16 protein-coding genes are annotated in these 23,072 nt (G+C 43.8%); 11 read left to right on the top strand and 5 right to left on the bottom strand.

The window, feature by feature from the left end; translation table 11 throughout:
• The first annotated feature begins 1 nt into the window (after position 1).
• Entirely contained in the window at positions 2–934 is a 933-nt protein-coding gene (locus FPZ42_RS16865) for an efflux RND transporter periplasmic adaptor subunit (protein WP_146273038.1), read from the top strand.
• On the top strand, positions 935–3,985 hold the full coding sequence (locus tag FPZ42_RS16860) for an efflux RND transporter permease subunit (protein ID WP_146273037.1): 3,051 nt from the start codon (positions 935–937) through the stop codon (positions 3,983–3,985).
• 11 nt (positions 3,986–3,996) lie between these two features.
• On the opposite strand, the gene FPZ42_RS16855 is transcribed toward FPZ42_RS16860, so the two are convergent.
• The 5 genes from FPZ42_RS16855 to FPZ42_RS16835 form a co-directional block, all read right to left on the bottom strand.
• The gene (locus FPZ42_RS16855) at positions 3,997–4,848 is read right to left on the bottom strand and encodes a phosphatase PAP2 family protein (RefSeq protein ID WP_146273036.1); all 852 of its coding nucleotides are present in this window, start codon (positions 4,846–4,848) and stop codon (positions 3,997–3,999) included.
• A 25-nt stretch (positions 4,849–4,873) separates the two neighbouring features.
• Positions 4,874–5,905 carry a YncE family protein gene (locus FPZ42_RS16850; RefSeq protein WP_146273035.1) on the bottom strand — a complete coding sequence of 344 codons (1,032 nt, stop codon included), beginning with the start codon at positions 5,903–5,905 and terminating at the stop codon, positions 4,874–4,876.
• A gap of 160 nt (positions 5,906–6,065) precedes the next feature.
• The gene (locus tag FPZ42_RS16845; protein ID WP_146273034.1) at positions 6,066–7,166 is read right to left on the bottom strand and encodes a carbohydrate-binding family 9-like protein; all 1,101 of its coding nucleotides are present in this window, start codon (positions 7,164–7,166) and stop codon (positions 6,066–6,068) included.
• 56 nt (positions 7,167–7,222) lie between these two features.
• Positions 7,223–9,190 carry a KUP/HAK/KT family potassium transporter gene (locus FPZ42_RS16840; protein ID WP_146273033.1) on the bottom strand — a complete coding sequence of 656 codons (1,968 nt, stop codon included), beginning with the start codon at positions 9,188–9,190 and terminating at the stop codon, positions 7,223–7,225.
• A gap of 231 nt (positions 9,191–9,421) precedes the next feature.
• Positions 9,422–9,841, bottom strand: coding sequence for a DUF2147 domain-containing protein (locus FPZ42_RS16835; RefSeq protein WP_146273032.1), 420 nt, complete (start codon positions 9,839–9,841; stop codon positions 9,422–9,424).
• Between the two features lie 173 nt (positions 9,842–10,014).
• Here FPZ42_RS16835 and FPZ42_RS16830 point away from each other — a divergent pair, with 173 nt between their 5' ends.
• The 9 genes from FPZ42_RS16830 to kdpA all read left to right on the top strand — a co-directional run bounded on the left by FPZ42_RS16830 (position 10,015) and on the right by kdpA (position 23,027).
• A complete protein-coding gene (locus tag FPZ42_RS16830; protein ID WP_146273031.1) occupies positions 10,015–10,383 on the top strand; it encodes a hypothetical protein in 369 nt (122 codons plus the stop codon).
• 67 nt (positions 10,384–10,450) lie between these two features.
• A complete protein-coding gene (locus tag FPZ42_RS16825) occupies positions 10,451–11,830 on the top strand; it encodes a TolC family protein (RefSeq protein ID WP_146273030.1) in 1,380 nt (459 codons plus the stop codon).
• Between the two features lie 11 nt (positions 11,831–11,841).
• Positions 11,842–15,099 (top strand): efflux RND transporter permease subunit, encoded by a 3,258-nt coding sequence (locus tag FPZ42_RS16820; RefSeq protein ID WP_146273029.1) that lies wholly within the window; start codon positions 11,842–11,844, stop codon positions 15,097–15,099.
• Positions 15,089–16,180, top strand: a complete 1,092-nt coding sequence (locus FPZ42_RS16815) for an efflux RND transporter periplasmic adaptor subunit (RefSeq protein ID WP_146273028.1) — start codon at positions 15,089–15,091, stop codon at positions 16,178–16,180. Before FPZ42_RS16820 ends, FPZ42_RS16815 begins: the two co-directional genes overlap by 11 nt.
• Before the next feature lie 201 nt (positions 16,181–16,381).
• Positions 16,382–17,509: a glycoside hydrolase family 43 protein gene (locus FPZ42_RS16810; RefSeq protein ID WP_146273027.1), complete on the top strand. Its 1,128-nt coding sequence runs from the start codon at positions 16,382–16,384 to the stop codon at positions 17,507–17,509.
• Positions 17,510–17,531: 22 nt separating this feature from the next.
• On the top strand, positions 17,532–19,526 hold the full coding sequence (locus FPZ42_RS16805; RefSeq protein ID WP_146273026.1) for an alpha-L-arabinofuranosidase C-terminal domain-containing protein: 1,995 nt from the start codon (positions 17,532–17,534) through the stop codon (positions 19,524–19,526).
• Positions 19,527–19,628: 102 nt separating this feature from the next.
• The gene (locus tag FPZ42_RS16800; protein ID WP_146273025.1) at positions 19,629–20,963 is read left to right on the top strand and encodes a sigma-54-dependent transcriptional regulator; all 1,335 of its coding nucleotides are present in this window, start codon (positions 19,629–19,631) and stop codon (positions 20,961–20,963) included.
• 261 nt (positions 20,964–21,224) lie between these two features.
• Complete coding sequence (gene kdpF, locus FPZ42_RS16795) at positions 21,225–21,302, top strand: K(+)-transporting ATPase subunit F (protein WP_146273224.1); 78 nt, start codon at positions 21,225–21,227, stop codon at positions 21,300–21,302.
• A 6-nt stretch (positions 21,303–21,308) separates the two neighbouring features.
• A complete protein-coding gene (gene kdpA / locus FPZ42_RS16790) occupies positions 21,309–23,027 on the top strand; it encodes a potassium-transporting ATPase subunit KdpA (RefSeq protein ID WP_146273024.1) in 1,719 nt (572 codons plus the stop codon).
• The last annotated feature ends 45 nt before the right edge of the window (positions 23,028–23,072 follow it).

Here is a 23,072-nt window from a genome sequence, read left to right as displayed (position 1 = left end):
TATGAACCGATATTACACGCCAATAAACATATTACTTGTCTGTGTTAGCATTATTGCAATTTGCTCTTGCAAGGGCAATGCTCCTTCCGATGAGGATACAGCAGTACAATCGCAAACACCGGTTACAGTTGCTACCGTAAGTAACAGTGCCCTGGCCGATTCTATTGAGCTGAACGCAACATCATTATTCCTGCAAAAAAACTACGTAAGCGCTAACGCTATTGGCTATATAACAAAAGTAAATGTGCAGCCCGGGCATTACGTTCAAAAAGGCCAGCTGATGTTTACCTTAAAGACCAAAGAGGCGCAAAGTATTGGTAACACCATCAATGTGCTTGATACTACCTTTAAGTTTTCGGGTATTAACAAGATTAAGGCCTCGCGTAGCGGCTATGTAACGCAGTTGCTGCACCAGGTTGGCGATTACGTGCAGGACGGCCAGCAATTAGCTATAATTAGCGACCGCGAAAGCTTTGCCTTTGTGTTGCAATTGCCTTACGAATTGCGAGGTGTTATTCCGGGCAATCAAAACCTCATGCTTACGCTGCCCGATGGTGAGAAACTTAATGGCCACATTGCTTCGCTAATGCCATCGGTTGATACCCTTTCCCAAACACAAGGTATTGTAATTAAAGTGAATAACACTCATCCAATACCCGAGAACCTGGTGGCTAAGGCAACCATTATAAAAACCGCAAAAAGTAGCGCGCCATCGTTACCCAAATCGGCAGTGTTATCAAACGAAACACAAAGGGAGTTTTGGGTAATGAAGCTGATAAACGATACCACTGCAATAAAAACGGCTATAAGAAAAGGTATCGAATCTGGTGGGAGGATAGAAATATTAGCACCCGCCTTTAAACCCGCCGACCGCGTGATTGTGACCGGAAATTATGGCTTAGCCGATACTGCGAAGGTTAAAATTGTCAAATAAATGAATAACCTTAACAATTTTTTCATCACGCATAAAAAGCCCATCAGCCTGGTGCTTTTTATTTTGATGTTGAGTGGCGGTTTTGCTTACTCGCGGCTGCAAACTTCCCTTTTTCCGGAGATCACTTTTCCTAAAATAAAGATCATTGCAGATGCAGGCCTGCAACCTGTAAACAAAATGATGGTTACGGTTACCAAGCCTTTGGAAAATGCTGTTAAACAAGTTCCGTACCTGCACTATGTACGCAGTACTACCAGCCGTGGCAGCTGCGAGATATCAGCCTATATGAATTGGAATGCCGATATCGACCTGAGCCAGCAACGCATCGAATCGCGCATTGCGCAAATAAAAAATAATCTTCCGCCCGAAGTTAACGTCACGGTGGAAAAGATGAACCCTTCCATTTTGCCGGTGAGCGGGTATATGCTTGAGAGCCATAACCTGTCACCAATCGAATTAAAGCAGCTGGCTACATATACGGTAAAACCCTTTCTGTCGCAGGTTGATGGCGTATCAGAAATAAGGGTTATCGGTGGTAAAACAAAGGAATATTGGCTGGTGCTTAACCGCCAAAAAATGAGCGCACTTGGTTTAACGCCTGATATGATCACTAACACGCTTGCGCAAACAGCATTCATCAAATCAAACGGCTATTTGTCAGATTTTAAAATGCTGTACTTAACCGTCACAGATGCCAGCGTAAACACCAGCGAGCAATTGAAAAACCTGGTGTTGAGTAACAACCGGAAGCGCATTGTTCAGCTAAAGGATATTGCCGAAATACAGATTAACCCCGGGATAGAATATACTAAAATTAACGCCAACGGTCACGAGGGTGTACTGATCGCGGTTATCAAACAGCCGAATGCTAACCTTGTGGACATCTCTGCAGCAATGACGACCAAAGTGGCCGAGTTGCAAAAAGTGCTGCCCAAAGGTGTAACAATAAAACCTTACTACGTACAGGCAGATTTTGTAAACGAATCGGTAAAAAGCGTAAGTGATAGTTTGTGGATAGGCCTTGTGCTGGCGATCATTGTAGCTATAGTTTTCCTTAGGTCGGTTAAAGCAAGTGCCACTATATTGATAACTATACCTGTTACTCTTGGCCTTACGCTTGTTATTTTATATGCTATTGGCTACACCTTAAACATCATGACGTTAGGTGCTATAGCCGCAGCCATCGGTTTAATAATTGATGATGCCATTGTTGTGGTGGAACAGATTCACCGAACACATGAGGAGCATCCTGAAGAACCTACCGTAACGCTTTTACAAAAAGCTATCAACTATCTTTTCCCCGCTATGGTAGGTTCGTCGGTAAGTACTATAGTTATCTTTATTCCCTTTTTGCTGATGACGGGAGTTGCCGGCGCTTATTTTAAGGTGATGACAGATACGATGATCATCACCCTTGTATCTTCCTTTTTTGTTACGTGGATAGGTTTACCGGTGATTTATCTGCTGCTTACCAAAAATTCTGAAATAAATAATGTAGGTAAAAAAGAAGTGGCGCATGAGGTAAAGAGGCAGCGTTGGGTATCATTTTTTATTATGCGACCAGTAGTAAGCATCGTTTTAATTTTAGTGCTTATTACCGTGATAATATTTGTGCCCGGTAAATTGGGAACGGGTTTCCTGCCGGATATGGATGAAGGTAGCATTGTATTAGATTATACTTCGCCGCCCGGAACTTCGCTTGAAGAGACCGATCGTATGCTGCGAGAGATAGAAAAGGTGATCATCAAAGAGCCGGATGTTGCAGCATATTCGCGCCGAACCGGAACGCAGATGGGTTTTTTCATAACAGAGCCCAATACCGGCGATTATCTTATACAGCTAAAAAAAGGCCACAAGAAAACATCAGAAGAGGTAATTAGTGATCTGCGTGCGCATATCGAAGAAACCCAGCCGGCGTTGCGTGTAGATTTTGGGCAGGTAATAGGTGATATGCTTGGTGACCTGATGACATCAACGCAACCAATAGAAATAAAGGTTTTTGGCAATGATCAGGCTAAGTTACAGCAACTATCTAAGCAGGTTGCCGCTGTCGTAACCGCTGTTAAGGGGACCGCTGATGTGTTTGATGGTATTGTTATCGCCGGCCCCTCAGTAGATATAATACCAGATTATAGCAAGCTTGCTCAATACAACATTACACCCGCGGCGCTGCAGTCGCAAGTACAGTCGGCCTTAGAGGGAAATGTGATAGGCAATTTATTTGAGCGCGAACAGCAGTCGCCTATTCGTATGGTTTACCCGGACAATCGTGTGCAAGATGTGGCGGGTATAAAAAAGCTGAGCTTGTTTTTACCCGATGGCAGGCTTTTGCCTATTACACAATTGGCTACAGTAAATTTGCACCCCGGCGACGCGGAAGTTGAGCGCGAGAACTTACAAGCTATGGGCGTTGTAAGCGCTCGCTTAGAGAATAGCGACCTTGGAAGCGTTATCCCCGCCATACAAAAAGGTATAGCCGAAAAAATAAACCTGCCATCCGGTTATCACATAGCGTATGGTGGCGCCTATGCCGAGCAGCAACAAAGCTTTAAGGAACTGTTGACGATATTAATAACAGCAAGCCTGCTGGTTTTTGGGGTGATATTGTTCTTGTTTAAACAATTCAGGATTGCATTGTTGATATTGATCATAGCTGTTTTAGGTATCGGAGGCAGCCTGCTGGCCCTATATCTCACTAACACGCCTTTAAATGTGGGTAGTTATACAGGCTTGATCATGATAGTGGGTATAATAGGAGAAAATGCCATTTTTACCTTTTGGCAGTTCAGAGAGAGCGCCAGGGAAAGTACGATAGATGATGCGATCGTTTATTCTATATCTACCCGTTTACGCCCCAAATTAATGACGGCGCTCGGCGCTATAATAGCCCTAATGCCTTTAGCATTGGGTATTGGTGCCGGTGCGCAATTGCACCAACCGTTAGCTATAGCAGTGATAGGCGGCTTTTTAGCAGCGTTGCCATTGTTGCTGATAGTTTTGCCAAGCATGCTGCGGATATTTTACCGCAATTATGTATTCCCTAAAAAATAGCTGCTTGGAGTTTAAAACTGCATAGCGAAATTTAACCCTACTATCCCATTATTATAAGAAGGCATTATAATAGAACTTGTTTTGGGTTGTTTTTTTAATTCATCAGGTATGTTGCGGTTGTCTTCTTTTTCCCTACCGGCTTTAAACAATCGGTTGCGGATATAAGGGTAAAGCAGATAAGCCGCTTTGGCAGATAGTATGCCGAAACCTGCACCGGCTACTACATCGCTAAACCAATGGTCGCGATTATACATGCGTAAAATGCCCGTAGCAGTAGCAAAACCATAACCAATAACACTGTACCCTATTGATTTATCGCCTAACTCCTGCGCCATAAATTCGGCACCCAAAAAAGCGTTAGCCGTATGGCCAGACGGGAACGAGTTGTAATCAGAACCATCCGGGCGTAACCTGTGTGTAACCTTCTTTAAGCCGAAAGTGGTTAAACCCATCATGCCCTCGGCCATCACAAAAATAAGAGAACGGTCTACAAAAGTATTTTTACCATGTATGCCAACAAGGTTTAAGGCGTAAACCAGGGCAACGGGTGTATATTGGAAATAATTTTCGGGATGATGTTTAAAGTTTGGTGCATCCTCATTAATGTCATTGTAGATACTAACATCAAGCCTGCGTACTGGCTTTAAAAAAAAGTTGCTGGTGCCATAAGCCACCAGTGCTGCCGGGGGGACAAGCGCCCAAGCTTTGCTTCGCAGATGTTTAACGGTATCAGGCGCAGTAAAAAGATCTTTCTTTAAGGTATCTGCAATATTTATTTTTTTACCGGTATCAGTTTGTGTTTGCTGCGAAAAAGCTTTAAAACTGATAATACAGCAAAGTAGGAGTGTTAATATACTTTTCAAGAGGTAGTGGGCATTAAATGTAAAACTATTTACCTATTTCAATTACGTGGAAAGTACCCGGCAGCATGTGCGGCCATGGGTGAGCATTCTCTGTCGTTGGTGGCGTGGCCTCCATTTGTGCAGCAGGCAAAAACAGGTGATGGGTAATAGTATCTATGCCTATAGTACGTGCACTCTTTTCCGTAGGTACATTCTCAACAAAAACAAATTTATTGGCGCCAACCTCCTTGATAACCGACATATTGCCATCTCCGTTAGAGACATAGATCATCTTTAGTGCCGGGTCAAATGCTGCGCCATCGCAATCGCCAATTTTAAATTTTGCAAGGTTTAGGCCATTAGTAGCATCCATAACTACAAGTGTGGCATTGCCCCCGCAACCAACAAATAAGCGCTTGGTAACCCTATCTATGGCTAATCCTGATGGTTCATCGCCTCCGTTTATTTTGTAACGATCTATAACTTTGTATGTGCTGGCATTAATTACCACCACCTCATTGGTATTTTCAGAATTCACAAATATCCTGCCTTTGCCATCAGAAACTCCGGTTTCTGGTTTACCCCCTAAGGGGATAGTCGCCACAACCTTATCAGTTGCAGGGTCTATTACAGAGGCATCATTACTGCGGCCATTAAAGGCATATACTTTTTTAGAAAAGTCATCATAAAATATCGCGTCGGGATTGGTGCCAACAGCTATCCTTCCCAGTTCGGCATTGGTTTTAAGATCAAATATGGTGCATGAATTATCGCGACCGTTGCTGGTATAACCTTTCTCCAACGTTTTAACCAATGCAATCCCGTGAACGCCGTTTGTATTTGGAATAACCCCTATGGAGTCGCCGGTAACTGTGCTTAAAATATTTACCTGCGTACCGTGAGATACGTAGATCTTTTTCTCTGCAGCATCAACCGTAATATAATCCCAACCGCCGCTACTTTTAATAGGATGTTTTTTGAGGATATGTAAACCTGTTTTATTCTGTGCTGATGCACCCAGCGCTGTAAGCACTATACCAAGCGCTGAAAATGCTTTGGCAATATTAGATTTTAGCATGATGAAAATTTTATGCTATATACAATAGCATTCTGTAGGAATGTTGGATAAATCTTCTTCGGAAGTTTAATAAAAGGTCATGACCGAAGTAAATCCAATAAAAGTGAGACAGAATGCCGATAAGTTTTTTGTTTCAATCAAAACTGCCATTTTAATCGCACTACTTCTGCATACGAAGTAAGCCGTCGTTATTTATTGTCCATGTTTTTCCGTTGGCATCAGTAATGGTGGCAAGGTATTGATGTTTTGAACCCTCAACAGATAATGTATTTTTAATGCCTTCTACTATTGCATCGGAAGATGTTATGCCCAAATCTGCAAGACTATTTGCATATGTGTTATACTGCTGCCGGTATTTTTGCTGGTTATAATAAATTAGCCAGAGATACTGTTTTTGGAGATCGGCATAGGGCACTTCAGACTTTAGGTCGTTAGCTGATTTGTTCTTTGTAAATTGGAGATATCCCCAGCGTTCGGGCGCGTGCATGTTTATAATGCCGGGTGCCGACCATACCCAATTTCGTTCGGGCAGCTTATTACCTTTGGCGTCTTTCTGCTTTACGTACTTGCCGTTCTTTACATAGGTATCCCACTCTACCCGCGAAAAATTGACGCGCCACAATGTACCTTCGGCTGGTGTGCCGTTGCCAAAGCCCATCTTGATGTTGCTGAAAGGAATTTTAAACTCGGCAGTCCAGCCTGTGTCTTTATCGTTTGGGTTATTCAGCGTGCCCTGGAGCTGTACCGCGTTTTGCATACCGTTTGCATCCCAGCTTATTAGTGCATCGCCCTTATCGCGATACGGCTTTGGGAGGAATAAGTCGAATATCTTGTTACGCTGATTAATTTCTATCTCAAAGTAATTGCGGGCATCATTGTCCGGATCAATAAAGATCTCAAAATCATTATCCTGAAAAATTACCTGGTCATGCCCGGTGAGATTTGCCCATAAGTGCGGCTCCTGCATTTTTACGGCAAGGTAAAGGCAGCTATCGCCCCAAAGCATTTTCATTTTAGTGCTTAAATTTGGCTTGGGCTTTAAATCGCCCTCAATATCAACAAACTCATCTGTCCAGGCGGCTTGCTGCCATACTAAGTCATTGATATTGCCATCAATTTTTGGCACTGTGGTGGTGTAAGTAACCACGTAATTTTTAGGTGTTGTAAAAAGATGCGGCATTTTCTTAAACGCATCTTGAGCCTCTGCACAATATCCGGTCATAGAAAGCAGACCGGCGAAAAGAATTCTTTTAGTAGTCACGCTCTAAATATAGCAATCACGTAATTAAGCTGGGTTTATAAATCTCAATAACGGCTTTACATATCAACCCGTTCCAGATGTACGTTTGTTAAAGGATTTACGATCAGCGGGATCTTTTCAATTCTTGTTTCGCTGGTATCTAATCCAAATGCCTTAGCATCGCTTAATGCCAGATCACTTATCGTGAAATAACTGCTGAGGATAAAGCTTTCAACCTTGCTTAAGATATTGTTGTAAGACAGGAAGCGCTCTATCAGCACAAACTGGAAATCAGCAGGTAACTTAAAATTGCCTAAAGACTCATACTTACTGGTAATATCAATTTCTTTACGTTCTATCATTTCCTCAACAGCTTTGCGGAATAGCACATTCACTTTTGGCGGGATCCTAAAACCTATTCGGAATTCAAGGCGTATTACTTTGCCGTCTTCCAACTTCTCAACAGCATATTCCATAGTATAAGGAGCATCCGTACGCTCGATATGAATGAACCAATAAACGTCGGCACGTTTTGGCTTGCGGCTCAAAATAGAATGGATTATCCGTTCTTCTATCTGTTTGCTGTTATTGGCTTTGGTGAGATAGATGAGATGGGTTGAGTACTTGGGTATGCCCTGGTCAGAACTTACTGCCTTAAGCATAGGCATGTAATCCTGCAGGTTTACAAAATTGAGATATCGATTGGTTATTTTCCGTGCACGGTACCAGATATACATGGTAAATATCAATCCTACCTCGAACACCAGGAAGAACAAACGTTTTAACAGCTTTACAGCATTGGTAACAAAGAATGATCCTTCAACGGTAACAAAAACACAAATGATAATCACCACTATCCATAGTGGCCAGTGTTTTTTATAACGCATAAAGTAGTACATCAGGTAAGTGGTCATGAGCATGGCTACGGTGATAGAAAAGCCGTAAGCCGCCGTCATGGCTTCTGATGTTTTGAAATATAGTGTTACCGCAATACAACCCAGGCAAAGCAGCCAATTGATACTTGGTATATAGATCTGACCGCGAATATTTGAAGGGAATTTAACCGTTACCCTTGGCCAAAAGCTCATGCTGATAGCTTCACTGATCAACGTAAACGAGCCGCTGATCAATGCCTGACTTGCAATAATTGTTGCCAAGGTTGCTATGCCAATAGCCGGCAGCAACATGGCGTGCGGAACTATGGCAAAAAAAGGATTTATGGCATTAAAGTCATATCCCTGGGGCCTTGTAAGTACCCAGGCACCCTGGCCCAGGTAATTCAGAACAAGAGTCAGTTTCACTAATATCCAGCTTGCCTGGATGTTTTTGCGCCCGCAATGGCCAAGGTCGCTGTACAAAGCTTCGGCACCGGTAGTACACAAAAATACCGCACCCAATAACCAGAAGCCTTTGGGATGCTGGCTTAACAGATCCCACGCATAAATGGGATTAAGCGCTTTAATAATTATAGGATAGTGCGCTACCTGGACAAAGCCTAACACGCCAAGCATTAAAAACCAGATAAGCATGACGGGCCCAAATGCCGCCCCAACTACGTTGGTGCCAAACTGCTGGAAAAAGAATAGCAGTAATATGATGCCTATGACAATACCAATGATAAGGTCATGGCCCGGGACGAAGTCTTTAGAAAGCGCAGGTACCAGTCCTAAACCTTCAATAGCCGACGTAACCGAAATTGGCGGTGTTATTATACCGTCGGCTAACAAGGTGCCGGCGCCAATAATGGCAGGTATGGCAAGGCGCTTACCATATCTGCGGACAAGCGCATATAGGGAGAAGATGCCACCCTCGCCTCTATTGTCGGCCTGTAATGTTATCAGGATGTACTTAAAAGTTGTCTGTAACGTAAGCGTCCAGAATACGCAAGATATTGCACCAAGTACGAGAAAAGCATCAGCCCGCCCTCCCTCTTTAATAATGGTTTGAAAGGTGTAAAGCGGAGATGTGCCTATATCGCCGAAAACGATACCTAATGTGATTAATACGCCTGCTGCAGACAGCTTAGTGAAATGTGGGGTTTGCATTTAATACCTGATCGTAAAATTTCTGCGAATTTATCTGAAAATGATGTGTTTGCAAATCTCCGCGTCATTTTAACTGTAAATAAAAAAAGACCGGTTATGTTTTTACTTCAGCTTTTTCTCATTGTTTAGATAACTATTTATTGGAAACATCGAATAAAACACAATCAATGAGATATATTTCCGGAGAACGGTGACATTTTCACTAAGACTATTGACTCTGCGTTACTAAGGTCACCTTACCCTCGTCCAGTACTGAGATTTGCCAAATAGCGAGATGCCCTTATAGCCTCTCACCTTCATAGTGCCGTCATCCTCGATCTTGAGATAGCACTTATAAGTTTTTTTGCTCTTGGGGTCGAAGATCATGCCGTCCCATCTGTTATCACCTGAGAATTTGAAATCCTGCAAAATGTAAATGCCTAATAAACTTGTCGGCAAATGTAAGTTTACTTTCTTGTCAATGCTTAAAGTGGCATTGCTCAGCTTGCCGAAGTACAAACTGTCTTTTTTGGTAATAGTGATCTGCGCTTTCTGATCTGCCGTTTGCCACACACCTAAAATGGTGTCGCCTGGATTATTATAGGATAGGTTTTGCGCTTTTAACGGAATATACAGAATTATAAGTAATAATAATGACAGATACTTTTTCATAATTAGATAATTGTTAAAGTATGAAGAGATTTGTAGCGATATGGTTTCGCTTGATAGCCACTAACTTATAGCCCACGGCTCTATAAAGGCACATTTTTTATAAATTGCAACATTCGTGTTACGCATATACATTGTGATGTTTTGTTTGTTGAGATTTGCGTTGAGGAACATAAATGAATCGCAAAACATATTTTAAACTAATATTTGTGCTGGCAGCAATATTTTTTGTCGCCAAGCCCTTTATTGGTTTTGTTTTGCATGCACGGCTTTCATCTATTGACGAGCATCCAACCATATTGGTAAAAAGCTTCACCAAGTACCGATTAGATAGCCTTAACGACACAGAGTTTTGCAAAGACGTTACCGGCGACCTTACTCCGCAGGCATTGCTTCCATTCGCATTTGGGATTGCAGCATTATTGAGCCTCTTATTTGGCCGCTTTAAGCTGCTTCAAAAAACTTTCGCATTTAACTATTTCTCCCTTCAACCGCTTGTGCCCTCGCAGCCGGTTTACCTCACTACCCGTCATCTTTCGATCTGAATGATTGCTACGATCATTGCCTAATGGCAAGGGTTTAATGGTTTAATCATTCATTTCAAATTCAACAATGTTCAGTATAAAAAAATGCTGGCTGCTTTTATATATGCTGCCGGCTACTGTTTGCGCGCAAAACAACAAAAGCATCGGCTTAAATGCACTCTTAGATAAAGTGAATAATAACGCGCCCGCCCTGATTGCCGACGCAGCCGCTATAAAAGTAAAGCAGGCACAGGCCAGCGACATAAAAAGCAACTGGTTGCCGTCATTAAATTTAAATTACCAGGCAGATGTAGGTACTAACAACAACGTAGCTGGTCCATACTTCGCTTTCGGTATAGTGCCATCTAACTCGCGTGGCGTGCGTACGGAAAGCAACACATCAGCCACCTTGGTAAATTTGGGTATCGCCGCGCTTGATTGGGAGGTTTATAATTTCGGTGCCTATGGCGCTGCCAACAAGGCAGCCGCCGCCGACGTAGATGTAGAGCAACGGCAATTTGAGCAATCAAAGTATGCGCTTACCGCTGCTACCATTGATAATTATCTTCAGTTAGGCTTACTGCAGAATCTTCTTACCATTCAGGAGCGAAATATTAAACGCAACCAGGAGATAAGGCGGTCTATACAAGCGCTTGCCCGTAGCGGCATACGCGCTGGTGTGGACACCAGTATTGCCGAGGCCGAGATCTCGAAGTCGAGGTTAACGTATATCGATCTGCTTAACCAGGCTAAACAGATACAGATAAAATTATCTGCCGTTAGCGGCATACCGGCCAACGATATTGTCGCTGACACCACAACACAACAATCACTGGCCAGGAACGCCGCCGAATTTAGTTTGTTCAACGCTGATACGCTTAACCACCCGATAATAAACTACTACCGCTCAATTTATAACAGTAGTTTGCAGAAAGAAAACTTGGTTAGAAAAAGCTATTCTCCAAAAATTATGTTAGAGGCAGCTGCATGGGGCCGTGCTGCAAGTGTTGACGCCAATGACCACTTTGGACCGTTAGGTAACGGTTGGGGTTTTGACAGAGGTAACTACCTGGTTGGGGTAGGTGTAAGCTACAATTTGTTTAACGTTAATAAGCGCCGCCTTAAGTTAAATACCCAAAAGGCGAGCACCCTTTATGCCGAAAAAAAACTCCAGGAGCAAAAAGCGCTGATAGCCGCAGGAAGCAGCCAGGCAGATGCCAATGTAGCATCTGCGCTTGATAGGTTGCAGGAAATACCTAAGCAGTTAAAGGCAGCCAACGCCGCATACCGCCAAAAATTTGCGCTGTATAAAAACGGCCTTACAGATATCATCGAGCTTAACGCTGCGCTTAACCTGCTTTATCGCGCAGAAACAGATTACACGTCGGCAAAATTCAGCTACAGCCGCGCGCTGTTCCAGAAAGCCGTAGTAGAAAATCAAGTTGACGCTATCCTCAAACTACTTTAAATATCAAAAATATGTCAATGGTTACATCAGCACTAAAGCGGCCCGTAACTACGGTAATTATCGTAGTGAGCCTGCTTATATTTTCAGTGCTAAGTGCAATAAAAATCCCCATAGATATCTTTCCTCAACTGAACATGCCCACTATTTATGTAATTGAATCTTACGGGGGCATGTCGCCGCAACAAATGGAAGGGTTTTTCTCATCCAGCATGCAGGATCAATTTCTGTATGTAAATGGTATTAAAAGTATCACCAGTAAAAATATACAGGGCCTAACCCTGCTTAAGCTTAGCTTTTATGAAGGCACAGACATGGCCGAAGCATCTGCCCAGGTGGCCTTGCAGGTAAACCGGGTAATGAAGGCATTTCCGCCGGGTGCTCTCCCGCCACAGGTGGTAAGGTTTGATGCATCATCACTGCCGGTTGGCCAATTGGTGCTGTCATCAAAAACAAGAAGCTTAAAAGAGATATATGATCTTGCATCAACACGTGTACGGCCAACGTTCTCGTCTATATCCGGCCTTTCGGCCCCGCCGCCTTTCGGCGCTAATTCCCGTTCAGTTATCATTAATGTAGACCCCAACAAATTGCGCAGTTACAGCTTAACACCAGATGAGGTAGTAGAGGCTATGGCTAAATATAACGTAATGTCGCCATCGGGTAACCTGCGCATGAACAATACCATGTTTGTTACCACCATGAACACGCTGATAAAAAGTGTAGACAATTTTGGCAACATACCGGTAATTACAAAAAAGGGGACCCCGGTTTTTATCAAAGATGTTGCAAGGGTATCAGACGGTGCCGATGTTACCGTTAGTTATGCGCTTATAAACGGCAAAAGGTCTGTTTACATACCAGTGGTAAAAACAGCAGATGCGTCTACTTGGTCAGTAGTGCAGGCTTTAAAGGCTAAACTGCCGGATATACAGAGTTTACTGCCTGATGACGTAAAAGTTTCCTACGAGTTTGACCAATCCATATTTGTGATAAACGCAGTAAAAAGCCTCATGACCGAGGGCGGTTTAGGTGCCTTATTAACCGGTTTGATGGTGTTACTCTTCCTGCGCGACTGGCGCAGCAGCCTGATTGTTGTGATCACCATTCCGGTTTCTATTCTCATCGGGCTGATGTTGTTAGGTATTTTCCATCAAACCATCAATATCATGACGTTGAGCGGATTGGCGCTGGCTATCGGTATCCTCGTGGATCAGGCTACGGTTACCATTGAGAACATACACCAGCACCTGGAAATGGGTAAACCAAAGCGATTAGCCATATATGATGCCTGCGAGGAAATATCTTTCCCGCTGTTGCTTATCCTGCTTTGTATACTTGCTGTTTTTGCGCCGTCGTTTATGATGAGCGGCGTGCCCAAGGCCATGTTTTTGCCGCTGTCGCTATCTATCGGTTTAACCATGATCGTTTCATACATTATTGCCCAAACGCTGGTACCTATTTTAAGTAACTGGATGATCAAAGCGGAACAGTACCAGCACTATCACCATGCTGAGGTTCATGCACATGCAGGTGAAGGGCTTGATGCTGAGGAACGCGACCAGGTGGACGCTCATTTAAAAGAGGAAAACAAGCATCCTGAGCAAAATGACCTGTTTGAACGCGTTAAGGTGCGTTTTATGGGCATCATCAATAAATGGATGCCTCGCAAAAAGGCCATAGTTCCTATTTACATTGTAGGCGTGTTCTTATTGGCCGGTATTTGCTTTGTGATAATTGGCAAAGATATGATGCCCAAGTTGAACAACGGCCAGTTTCAGATAAGGACAAAGGAACCAGACGGCACCCGTTTGGAACGCACCGAAGCCAAATTTAAACAGGTGCTTAACATTATAGACAGTACCTCTAACCATCACGTAGCCATTAGCTCAGGCTTTGTGGGACTGATACCAAGCAGTTACGGGGTAAGCAATTTGTACGTGTTTAATACCGGGACACACGAGGCTGTTATGCAGGTTAACCTTGATGAAGATTATCATGTTAATATGGATGATTTTAAAGAAGCGCTGCGTAAGAACATTGCCTATGCCTTGCCGGAGATGCGAATTACCTTTGAGCCTATTGACATGACAGAAAAGATCATGAGCCAAGGCGCATCAACCCCAATAGAAGTTACGGTTGCCGGGCGTGATATGGGGCAGTTGCAAGCTTACAGTGATAAACTGGTAAGCAAACTGCAAAAGGTTGATTATCTACGCGATGTTCAGATAAACCAGCCTTTGCACTTTCCTATCATCGATATCAAACTCGATCGATTGAAGATTGCACAAATGGGTTTAAGTGTTTCTGAGATAGCGCGCTCTGTAACGGCAAGTACTTCCTCAAGCCGCTTCACTGAGAAAAACCTCTGGCTTGATGAAAAATCGGCTTATACATACCAGGTGCAAGTGCAGGTGCCCGAGTTTGTGATGAATACTATGGATGAACTACGGGAGATACCCCTGGTAAAAGGCCAGAGCAGCCCGGTTTTGGGCGATGTTGCCGATTTTGCAACAAGGTACGTTCCCGGCGAGTATGATCGCCGCGGTCCACGGCGCTATTTAACGGTAAGTGCAAATATCAGCCATAAAGATTTAGGAACTGCTACCACAGCTGTTCAAAAGGCGATCGAAGGATTAGGCACTCCACCAAAAGGCATTGTAGTACGCACTGAAGGAATGTCAAATCTTTTAACGGAAACATTGACCAGTTTGCAAAACGGATTGCTGTTTGCAGTATTGGTTATTTTCTTATTGCTGGCGGCCAATTACCAGTCGTTGAAACTTTCACTTACCGTGCTTTCAACCGTTCCTGCTGTGATATTGGGTTCGCTGCTGATGCTGTTATGTACCGGATCAACCCTTAATCTGCAATCCTACATGGGCATGATCATGTCTACCGGCGTATCGGTGGCCAACGCTATCCTTATCGTAACCAATGCAGAAAAATTAAGATTAGAATATCAGGATGCTACCCGCGCATCTGTAACAAGCGCATCCATACGCTTAAGGCCAATTTTAATGACCAGCTTGGCCATGATAGCCGGTATGATACCCATGGCATCGGGCTTGGGTGAAGCAGGTGAGCAATCAGCGCCGCTTGGCCGGGCGGTTATCGGCGGGCTTATCGCCTCTACTATCGCAGCATTATTTATTCTGCCGCTGGTATTTGCCTGGGTACAAAATAAAACCACCTACCAATCGCCTTCGCTGATGCCAGATGATGCTGAAACACAATTGCAACTTAACGAACCACACTACAATGAAATATAAATTAATAATACTGGCTGCTATTGCAGCATTAGCAGCCGGTTGCGGTGGCTCTCAAAAGCCGGTTGATATGACTAAAACAGATAATACAAAAGCCAGCAATTCAAATAAGTTTGAGACAGGCATAGTCGTCGAGAAGGCCTTATCCAGCTATGTAAGGTTGCCGGGGCAGCTAAAACCCTTTAACGAGGTAAATATCTTTGCCAAGTTAAACAGCTTTGTAAAACAGATCTATGTTGACAGGGGTTCGATAGTACACAAAGGACAATTATTAGCCGTATTGGAAGCTCCTGAAATGACCTCGCAATTACAAGCTGCTAATGGCCGTTTATTGCAGGCCCAGGAAAGCGCCGGTGCCAGTCGCGAAAAATATCGCCGTTTAAAAGAAGCCTCAAAAGAAGCAGGTGCAGTATCTCCGCTCGATCTGGATAATGCCCTCGCGAAAATGAAAGCAGATGAGGCAGTTGCGTCATCAGAAAGGTCAAACGTAGCTTCAATGAAAGATGTGCAGGATTACCTGAACATCCGCGCCCCGTTTAATGGAACCATCGTACAGCGTAACGTTTCTGCGGGTGCATTGGTTGGTCCCGGCAAGGCCGGAGACCAGCCCATGCTTATACTGCAGGACAACCAAAAGCTGCGTTTAGAGGTGATGATCCCTGAAAACTATGTAGATAAAGTTGACTTGAAGCAAAAGGTAGACTTTGTATTTAATGCTTTGCCGGGCAAACAAAACAGTGCTTACATCAGCAGGTCGGCAAATGCTTTGGGCTCGTTACGTTCTGAGGCTATTGAGATAGACGTCATCAACAAAGATGGCTCGCTTAAACCGGGTATGTACAGCGAAGTTAAGATACCGCTTCGCTCGGGTGCGAAATCTTTGTTAGTAACCAGCAATGCCATCGTCCAATCTACCGAGCGACAATACGTAATACTCGTTAAAGATGGTAAAGCAGTATTTTCAGATGTTAAAGAGGGTATCAGCTCCGGTGATTTTACAGAAGTTTTCGGGAATATAAAGGCCGGTGAAAAAGTGGTGCTTCATGCAGGCGATGAATTAAAGGAAGGGACTGAAATCAAATAGCGTAGCGCTTAACAGTCGATATTCCCCGGCGCTGATCGTTGAAACGGTCGGCGCTTGGTTTTTAAATAGGCGTAGCGATGCTAAATCCTTGCCAATATGGGTTAATTTATGGCAATTTATCCCAGGTTTTTTCTGTTACTTTTACTACCTGCGCTAACTATGATATATCCGTACTATTTGTAAAGGATTTAAAACTTAAAGATGAGAAGCAAAGCATTAGCCATAGTAGTTTTTTTTGCAGCTTTTATACTTACAGCAGGCAAAGGCTACACCCAAACCAATAGCAAGAAAACTTTTTTAAAATTTACACCGGGTGCTATATGGCCCGATAACAAAGGTGTGCACATCAATGCCCATGGCGGAGGCTTGCTTTATGACAAAGGCATGTATTATTGGTTTGGCGAACACAAAGTTGCCGGAGAGCGGGGTAACAGCGCTATGGTAGGCGTGCATTGTTATTCATCAAAAGATCTTTATAACTGGAAAGACGAAGGAATTGCTCTGCCTGTGTCTGCTGATAGCACCAGTGACATTGCGCAGGGTTGCATTTTGGAAAGACCAAAAGTAGTTTATAACCGCAAGAGCAAAATGTATGTAATGTGGTTCCATCTGGAGTTAAAAGGCAAAGGTTACAGCGCAGCACGTGCGGGCGTTGCTGTAAGCAAGAAACCTACCGGTCCGTATAAGTTCCTTAAAAGCTATCGCCCAAATCCAAATAGTTTGCCTTTTTACCCGGCAGGTACGCCTGCAGACGAAATGGTAGATTGTTCGCGCCCGAAAAACGAAAGCGACCAGTTCTTTTGTCGCGACCTGCCCGGTGGCCAAATGGCGCGCGATATGACCGTATTTGTTGATGATGATGGCAAAGCTTACCATGTTTATTCATCCGAAGAGAACAACACCATACAGGTTGCAGAACTTACCGATGATTACACCGGGCATACGGGCAAGTTTTCAAGGGTTTATATTGGCCATCAAACCGAAGCGCCTGCAGTATTTAAACGCAATGGACTTTATTACATGATCGGCTCCGGCTGTACAGGCTGGGCGCCAAATGCTGCGCGCTGGTTCACTTCAAGATCGATGTTTGGCCCATGGACATTTCATGGCAATCCGTGTAAAGGAGAAGGTAGCGATAAAACTTACGGTGGCCAAAGCACCTACATACTGCCTGTGAGCGGTAAAAAGGATGCATTTATTTTTATGGCCGATAAGTGGGAGCCTAAGAATGCAATAGACGGACGGTATTTATGGTTGCCTATCGCCTTCAAGGGGAATGATATCGAGATCAACTGGTCAGATAGCTGGGACCTTAGCGTTTTTAAATGAGATATATCCAAGTTTAGAGCATATGAACAAAAAATTTTTACATATCATCCTGACAGCAGCGGTAAGCCTTTTAGGTATAAATGCTTTGCAGGCGCAAACCAAACTGACCATACAGGTGGATAAGCCGGGAATTGAAATATCGCCAACCATGTGGGGGATATTTTTTGAGGATATCAATTTTGCCGCGGATGGTGGGTTGTATGCCGAGATGGTAAAAAATCGCTCATTTGAGTTTGCCGACCCGCTGATGGGTTGGGACCTGAAAGAAGTAAACGGTGGTAAAGGAAACATTTTGGTTGTAAACAGAAATTTGCTAAATACCGGTAACCAGCGCTACGCAGATATCAACCTGGAGAATAACAAAGGCACATTTGAATTTATAAACGAAGGGTTCCGCGGGATGGGTTTTAAAAGTGGAGAAGATTACAATCTATCCATGATGGCTAAGGTGGGCACAGGCAACATCAACCTGCAGATCCAGGCTGTCAACGAGGCCGGCGCGGTAATAGCACAAACTGCCGTTGAACCATTTACCAAAGATTGGAAAACGCTTACTGCAAAACTGAAATGTACGCAAAATGCCGCGAAGGGTAGCCTTAAACTCATTTTCACTGGTACAGGTCGTGTGCAGGTTGATATGATCTCCTTGTTTCCTGAGAATACATTTAAGCACCGCAAAAATGGCTTGCGAGCTGACCTTGCCCAAAAGCTGGCTGATCTTCACCCCGGTTTTATGCGTTTCCCCGGTGGGTGTATTGTTGAGGGTCGCGATCTGGCCAACCGCTATCAGTGGAAAAAGACCGTTGGCAATGTAAGCGACAGGCAATTGATCATCAACCGCTGGAACACTGAGTTCAGCTACCGTTCGGCTCCGGATTATTTTCAGTCGTTTGGCTTAGGCTTCTTTGACTATTTTCAATTATGCGAAGACATCGGTGCAGCCCCATTACCTATTTTAAATTGCGGCATGGCTTGCCAATTTAACAGCGGCGAGGTGATTTCAATCAATCAATTAGACCCATTCATACAAGATGCACTTGATCTGATTGAATTTGCCAACGGTGGTTTAAATACCAAATGGGGCAGGTTACGTGCCGATATGGGCCACCCTGCGCCGTTCAATTTAAAAACTATTGGTATAGGTAACGAACAATGGGGCGAGCAATACCTTGAACGCTACAAGCTTTTCGCCGCAGCTATCCACAATAAACATCCCGAGGTTGCTATGGTTACCAGCGCAGGGCCGTTCTCCGGTGGTGAACTTTTCGATTACCTGAACAAGGCGTTACGTGCAGAAAATGCCGGTTTAATAGATGAGCACTATTATGCGCCGCCCGAGTGGTTTTTGCGTAATGCAAACCGCTACGACAAATACAGCCGAGATAAGACAAAGATCTTCGCGGGAGAATATGCAGCACACATAAAAGATGATGCGCAGAAAGATAAGCATGCCGAAAGCCATAACACCTGGTGGGCGGCACTCTGCGAAGCTGCATTCATGACCGGCCTGGAGCGCAATGCCGATGTGGTGAACATGGCCTCATATGCACCGCTGCTTGCCCACGTTGATGCATGGCAGTGGCGACCAGACCTTATCTGGTTTGATAACCTACGTTCGGTTGCTACCCCCAATTATTATGTACAGCAAGCATTCTCTGCAAACAAAGGATCGGAGGTGGTGCCCGTTACCGATAATGGCAAGGCATTAACCGGCCAGGATAGTTTATATAGCAGTTCTACCATTGATAGGGAAAACGGTAAATTAATAATCAAAGTAGTTAACACCTCACTAACGGCCAAACAGGTAAGTTTTGATCTGCAGGGTGCTACAGTATCTGGTAAGGATATGCAGTGGATGCAGTTAAGCGACAAAGATAAGCTTGCATTTAACAGCGTTGATAATCCGGACGCCATTAAACCTGTAATTCGCAGTGTAAAGTGGGTAGCTAACAAGCCTGTAAACATCGAACCGCTGTCGGTAAATGTGATAACGCTTACGCTAAGAAAAACAAAGTAAAGCAGTTTTGTTGTTTTAAAGCTATATGTAATGGTAGTGCCTGATACTATTTATTTTTGCGCTTAAGCAAATTAAATTATTAATCATAGTATTGCATTTAAAATGCAACACACGATCCTCATTATCGACGACGAAAAAAAATTGAATGACCTGCTTTCGCGGATCATTGGTTTAGAGGGGTTTAGGGTATTGCAGGCCTTTACCGGAAAAGATGGCTTAAAGCTATTGCAGCAAGAGGATGTTTTACTGGTATTAAGCGATGTTAAGCTACCTGATTACAACGGGGTAGACCTGGTTAAGGTAATCAAAGAGAAAAAGCCCTACGTTGAGGTGATCAACCTTACGGCTTATGGCACCATTGCCGATGGGGTAAGGGCCATTCAAAACGGCGCATTTAATTACATCACCAAAGGCGATGATAACGACAAGATAATACCGCTTGTTAACCAGGCTATAGAAAAGGCCGTTGCTCAAAAGCGCACCTTTGATGAAAAAAAGAAAACAGGGGCAAAACTTGGTTTTTCAAGCGTTATTGGCAATTCAAAACAGATACAAGAGGTCGTTTCGCTTGCCCGCCGTGTGGCTGTAACCAATACTACTGTCTTGTTACTTGGTGAAACCGGTACGGGCAAGGAGGTTTTTGCTGCTGCTATACATAACGAGAGCGAACGCAGGCAAATGCCGTTCGTGGCCATTAATTGCAGCAGCTTCACTGCAGAGCTGTTAGAGAGCGAACTTTTTGGTTATAAAGCGGGAGCATTCACCGGCGCTGTGAAAGATAAAAAAGGCTTGCTTGAAGAAGGGCAGCATGGCACCATATTTCTGGATGAGATAGGGGAGATGAGCCTCGATCTGCAGGCCAAGTTATTACGCGTACTGGAGAATAAAACGTTCATCAGGGTTGGTGATACGCAACAGACCAAAGTTAACATCCGTATTATTGCGGCTACCAACCGCAATTTACAAAAAGAGGCAGAGGCAGGTCATTTCAGGCTTGATCTATACTACCGCTTATCGGTTTTCACACTTGAGCTTCCGTCATTGAACGAGCGAAAAGGGGACATAGAACTATTAGCTAACTACTTCCTTAAAGGTTTTGCAGCGCAAGCAGGTAAAAATCAGCCTAAAATGAATGATGAGTTTTTAACTCTGCTTAACCGCCACAATTGGAAAGGTAATATACGCGAGCTAAAGAACGTAATAGAGCGGGTGATGATACTTGCCGATAATGATATCCTCACCGCTGATCTGCTCCCGCCGGATTTTAAATACGCTAATACGGACTCTAACGCGGTAGATCTGGCAACCATTGAACGCCATCACATCCAAAAAATACTTGCCCGCACCCACGGCAATAAAGCCGAAACTGCCCGACTCCTTGGCATTGGCGTAACTACACTATACCGCAAGCTTGAAGAGTATAAGATTGCTCAATAACTATTCTTAAGAGAAAAAAGACGCTTAATCTTCTCAAAATGATATTGAACCCTTCCATTTTGGTAGGGTTTTTTGTTGACGTATTTTCTAAAAATATTTCAATTATCTGTAAATCAATATTTTATAATTGATGGCATGTCGGTTGGTTATGGTGTTCAAACATTTAATAAAATGATCACTATAATTCTTTTGCTGACCCTGCTTGTATGCTGTCGGCTATTCTTTAAATCTATTGATTGGTTCGAAAAAATCTAAAGTATCATGATCGCACTATTTATCATTTCACTTGCAGTGTTCGCATACATGGTGTATGTACTGCTTAAACCCGAAAAATTTTAACATAAAATGAATACTGAACTTTCCGGGATATTGATCTCGTTCGCTATCACATTGCTTATTGCAATACCACTTGGTAAATACCTGGCCAGGATGTTTGCAGGCGAAAAGGTATGGACTGATTTTATGAAGCCCATCGAAAACCTTATCTATAAACTATCAGGTATAAGCCCATCCCAGCCCATGAACTGGAAGCAGTTTCTGAAAGCCATGATCACCATTAACTCATTATGGTTGGTTTACGGCTTTTTTATGCTGATGTTCCAGGACAAGCTTCCGCTTAACCCAGATGGTAACCCGGGTATGACCGCCGATCTGGCTTTCAACTCTATCATCAGCTTTGTGGCTAATACTAACCTGCAGCATTACAGCGGTGAAAGTGGTGCTACTTATCTTATACAGCACTTCATCTTTATGTTTCTGCAATTTACAAGTGCTGCTACCGGTATAGCTTGTGCTGTTGCAGTGTTTAAAGCATTACGCGATAAAACAACCAATGATGTAGGCAACTTTTGGGTGTACCTGGTACGTTCGGTAACCCGTTTGTTGCTGCCCTTATCAATTGTACTTGCTTTAATACTTGCGTTTAATGGTACGCCTGCAAGCTACGCCGGCAAAGATCAATTTATATCCATGCAGGGCGATACGGTTAACGTATCGCGCGGCCCGGCTGCTCAGTTTATTGCTATAAAACACCTGGGCACAAATGGTGGTGGTTGGTTTGGTGCCAACTCAGCGCATCCGTTAGAGAATCCTAACTACACCACCAACATTGCAGAGATAGTAGCACAAATGTTAGTGCCGATCGCAATGGTACTTGCCTTTGGATATTTTACCCGCAGGAAGAAAATGGGTTGGGTAATATTCGGTGTGATGACCATTGGTATGCTGATGCTGATGATCCCGACGATATTTAGCGAGTTGGGTGGCAACCCCGCCATCGCGAAAATGGGAGTAAGCCAATCAACCGGTGCTATGGAAGGTAAAGAAGTTCGGGTTGGCCCAATGGCGACAGCTTACTGGAGTACCCTAACCACTATCGTATCAACTGGTTCTGTAAATGGTATGCACGATAGTACCATGCCATTGACCGGCTTATGGCAAATGTTAGGCATGATGATTAACGCCTTCTTTGGCGGTTGTGGTGTAGGGGTATTAAACTACCTCATCTACATTATCATAGCTGTATTCATTTCGGGCTTAATGGTGGGTCGTACTCCCGAATTCCTTGGGCATAAAGTAGAGGCTCGGGAGGTTAAGATCGCTGCTTTGATCACTTTGCTTAGTCCGTTTCTGATACTGGCAGGTACCGCTTTGGCAAGCTATGTTTTCACAAATTACGGTGCTGCTAACTGGGCGGTAAAACCGTCAGCATGGCTAAACAACCCAAGCTACCATGGTTTTTCTGAGATGTTATATGAGAATACTTCATCTAACGCCAACAATGGTTCGGGCTTTGAAGGTTTGGGCGATAACAACATATTCTGGAATGTATCTACAGGTATTATTATCCTGCTTGGTCGCTTCCTGCCAATCATTGGTCCGGTTGCAATAGCCGGCTTGCTGGCTCAAAAGAAATACATTCCGGAATCTGCCGGTACATTAAGGACGGATACGGTAACCTTTGGTATCATGACGTTTGCCGTTATCCTGGTGCTTAATGCGCTGTCATACTTCCCGGCTTTGGTTCTGGGTCCTATTGCCGAACATTTTACAATGCTTAAATAATATCCCTTTACCCTCTCGCAAGGGAGGGTTTATCTGAAAACGGAA

This window comes from Mucilaginibacter achroorhodeus (assembly GCF_007846095.1).
Classification (GTDB): domain Bacteria; phylum Bacteroidota; class Bacteroidia; order Sphingobacteriales; family Sphingobacteriaceae; genus Mucilaginibacter; species Mucilaginibacter achroorhodeus.
The sequence above is the reverse complement of the archived record's forward strand: the minus strand, read 5'-3'. Positions and strand labels throughout refer to the sequence as shown.

Coding starts and splice junctions, on each gene's coding strand:
- FPZ42_RS16805 (WP_146273026.1), top strand. CDS start 17,532: ATGAACAAAAAATTTTTACATATCATCCTGACAGCAGCGGTAAGCCTT.
- kdpF (WP_146273224.1), top strand. CDS start 21,225: ATGATCGCACTATTTATCATTTCACTTGCAGTGTTCGCATACATGGTG.
- kdpA (WP_146273024.1), top strand. CDS start 21,309: ATGAATACTGAACTTTCCGGGATATTGATCTCGTTCGCTATCACATTG.
- FPZ42_RS16810 (WP_146273027.1), top strand. CDS start 16,382: ATGAGAAGCAAAGCATTAGCCATAGTAGTTTTTTTTGCAGCTTTTATA.
- FPZ42_RS16835 (WP_146273032.1), bottom strand. CDS start 9,841: ATGAAAAAGTATCTGTCATTATTATTACTTATAATTCTGTATATTCCG.
- FPZ42_RS16850 (WP_146273035.1), bottom strand. CDS start 5,905: ATGCTAAAATCTAATATTGCCAAAGCATTTTCAGCGCTTGGTATAGTG.
- FPZ42_RS16815 (WP_146273028.1), top strand. CDS start 15,089: ATGAAATATAAATTAATAATACTGGCTGCTATTGCAGCATTAGCAGCC.
- FPZ42_RS16830 (WP_146273031.1), top strand. CDS start 10,015: ATGAATCGCAAAACATATTTTAAACTAATATTTGTGCTGGCAGCAATA.
- FPZ42_RS16840 (WP_146273033.1), bottom strand. CDS start 9,190: ATGCAAACCCCACATTTCACTAAGCTGTCTGCAGCAGGCGTATTAATC.
- FPZ42_RS16825 (WP_146273030.1), top strand. CDS start 10,451: ATGTTCAGTATAAAAAAATGCTGGCTGCTTTTATATATGCTGCCGGCT.
- FPZ42_RS16865 (WP_146273038.1), top strand. CDS start 2: ATGAACCGATATTACACGCCAATAAACATATTACTTGTCTGTGTTAGC.
- FPZ42_RS16860 (WP_146273037.1), top strand. CDS start 935: ATGAATAACCTTAACAATTTTTTCATCACGCATAAAAAGCCCATCAGC.
- FPZ42_RS16800 (WP_146273025.1), top strand. CDS start 19,629: ATGCAACACACGATCCTCATTATCGACGACGAAAAAAAATTGAATGAC.
- FPZ42_RS16820 (WP_146273029.1), top strand. CDS start 11,842: ATGTCAATGGTTACATCAGCACTAAAGCGGCCCGTAACTACGGTAATT.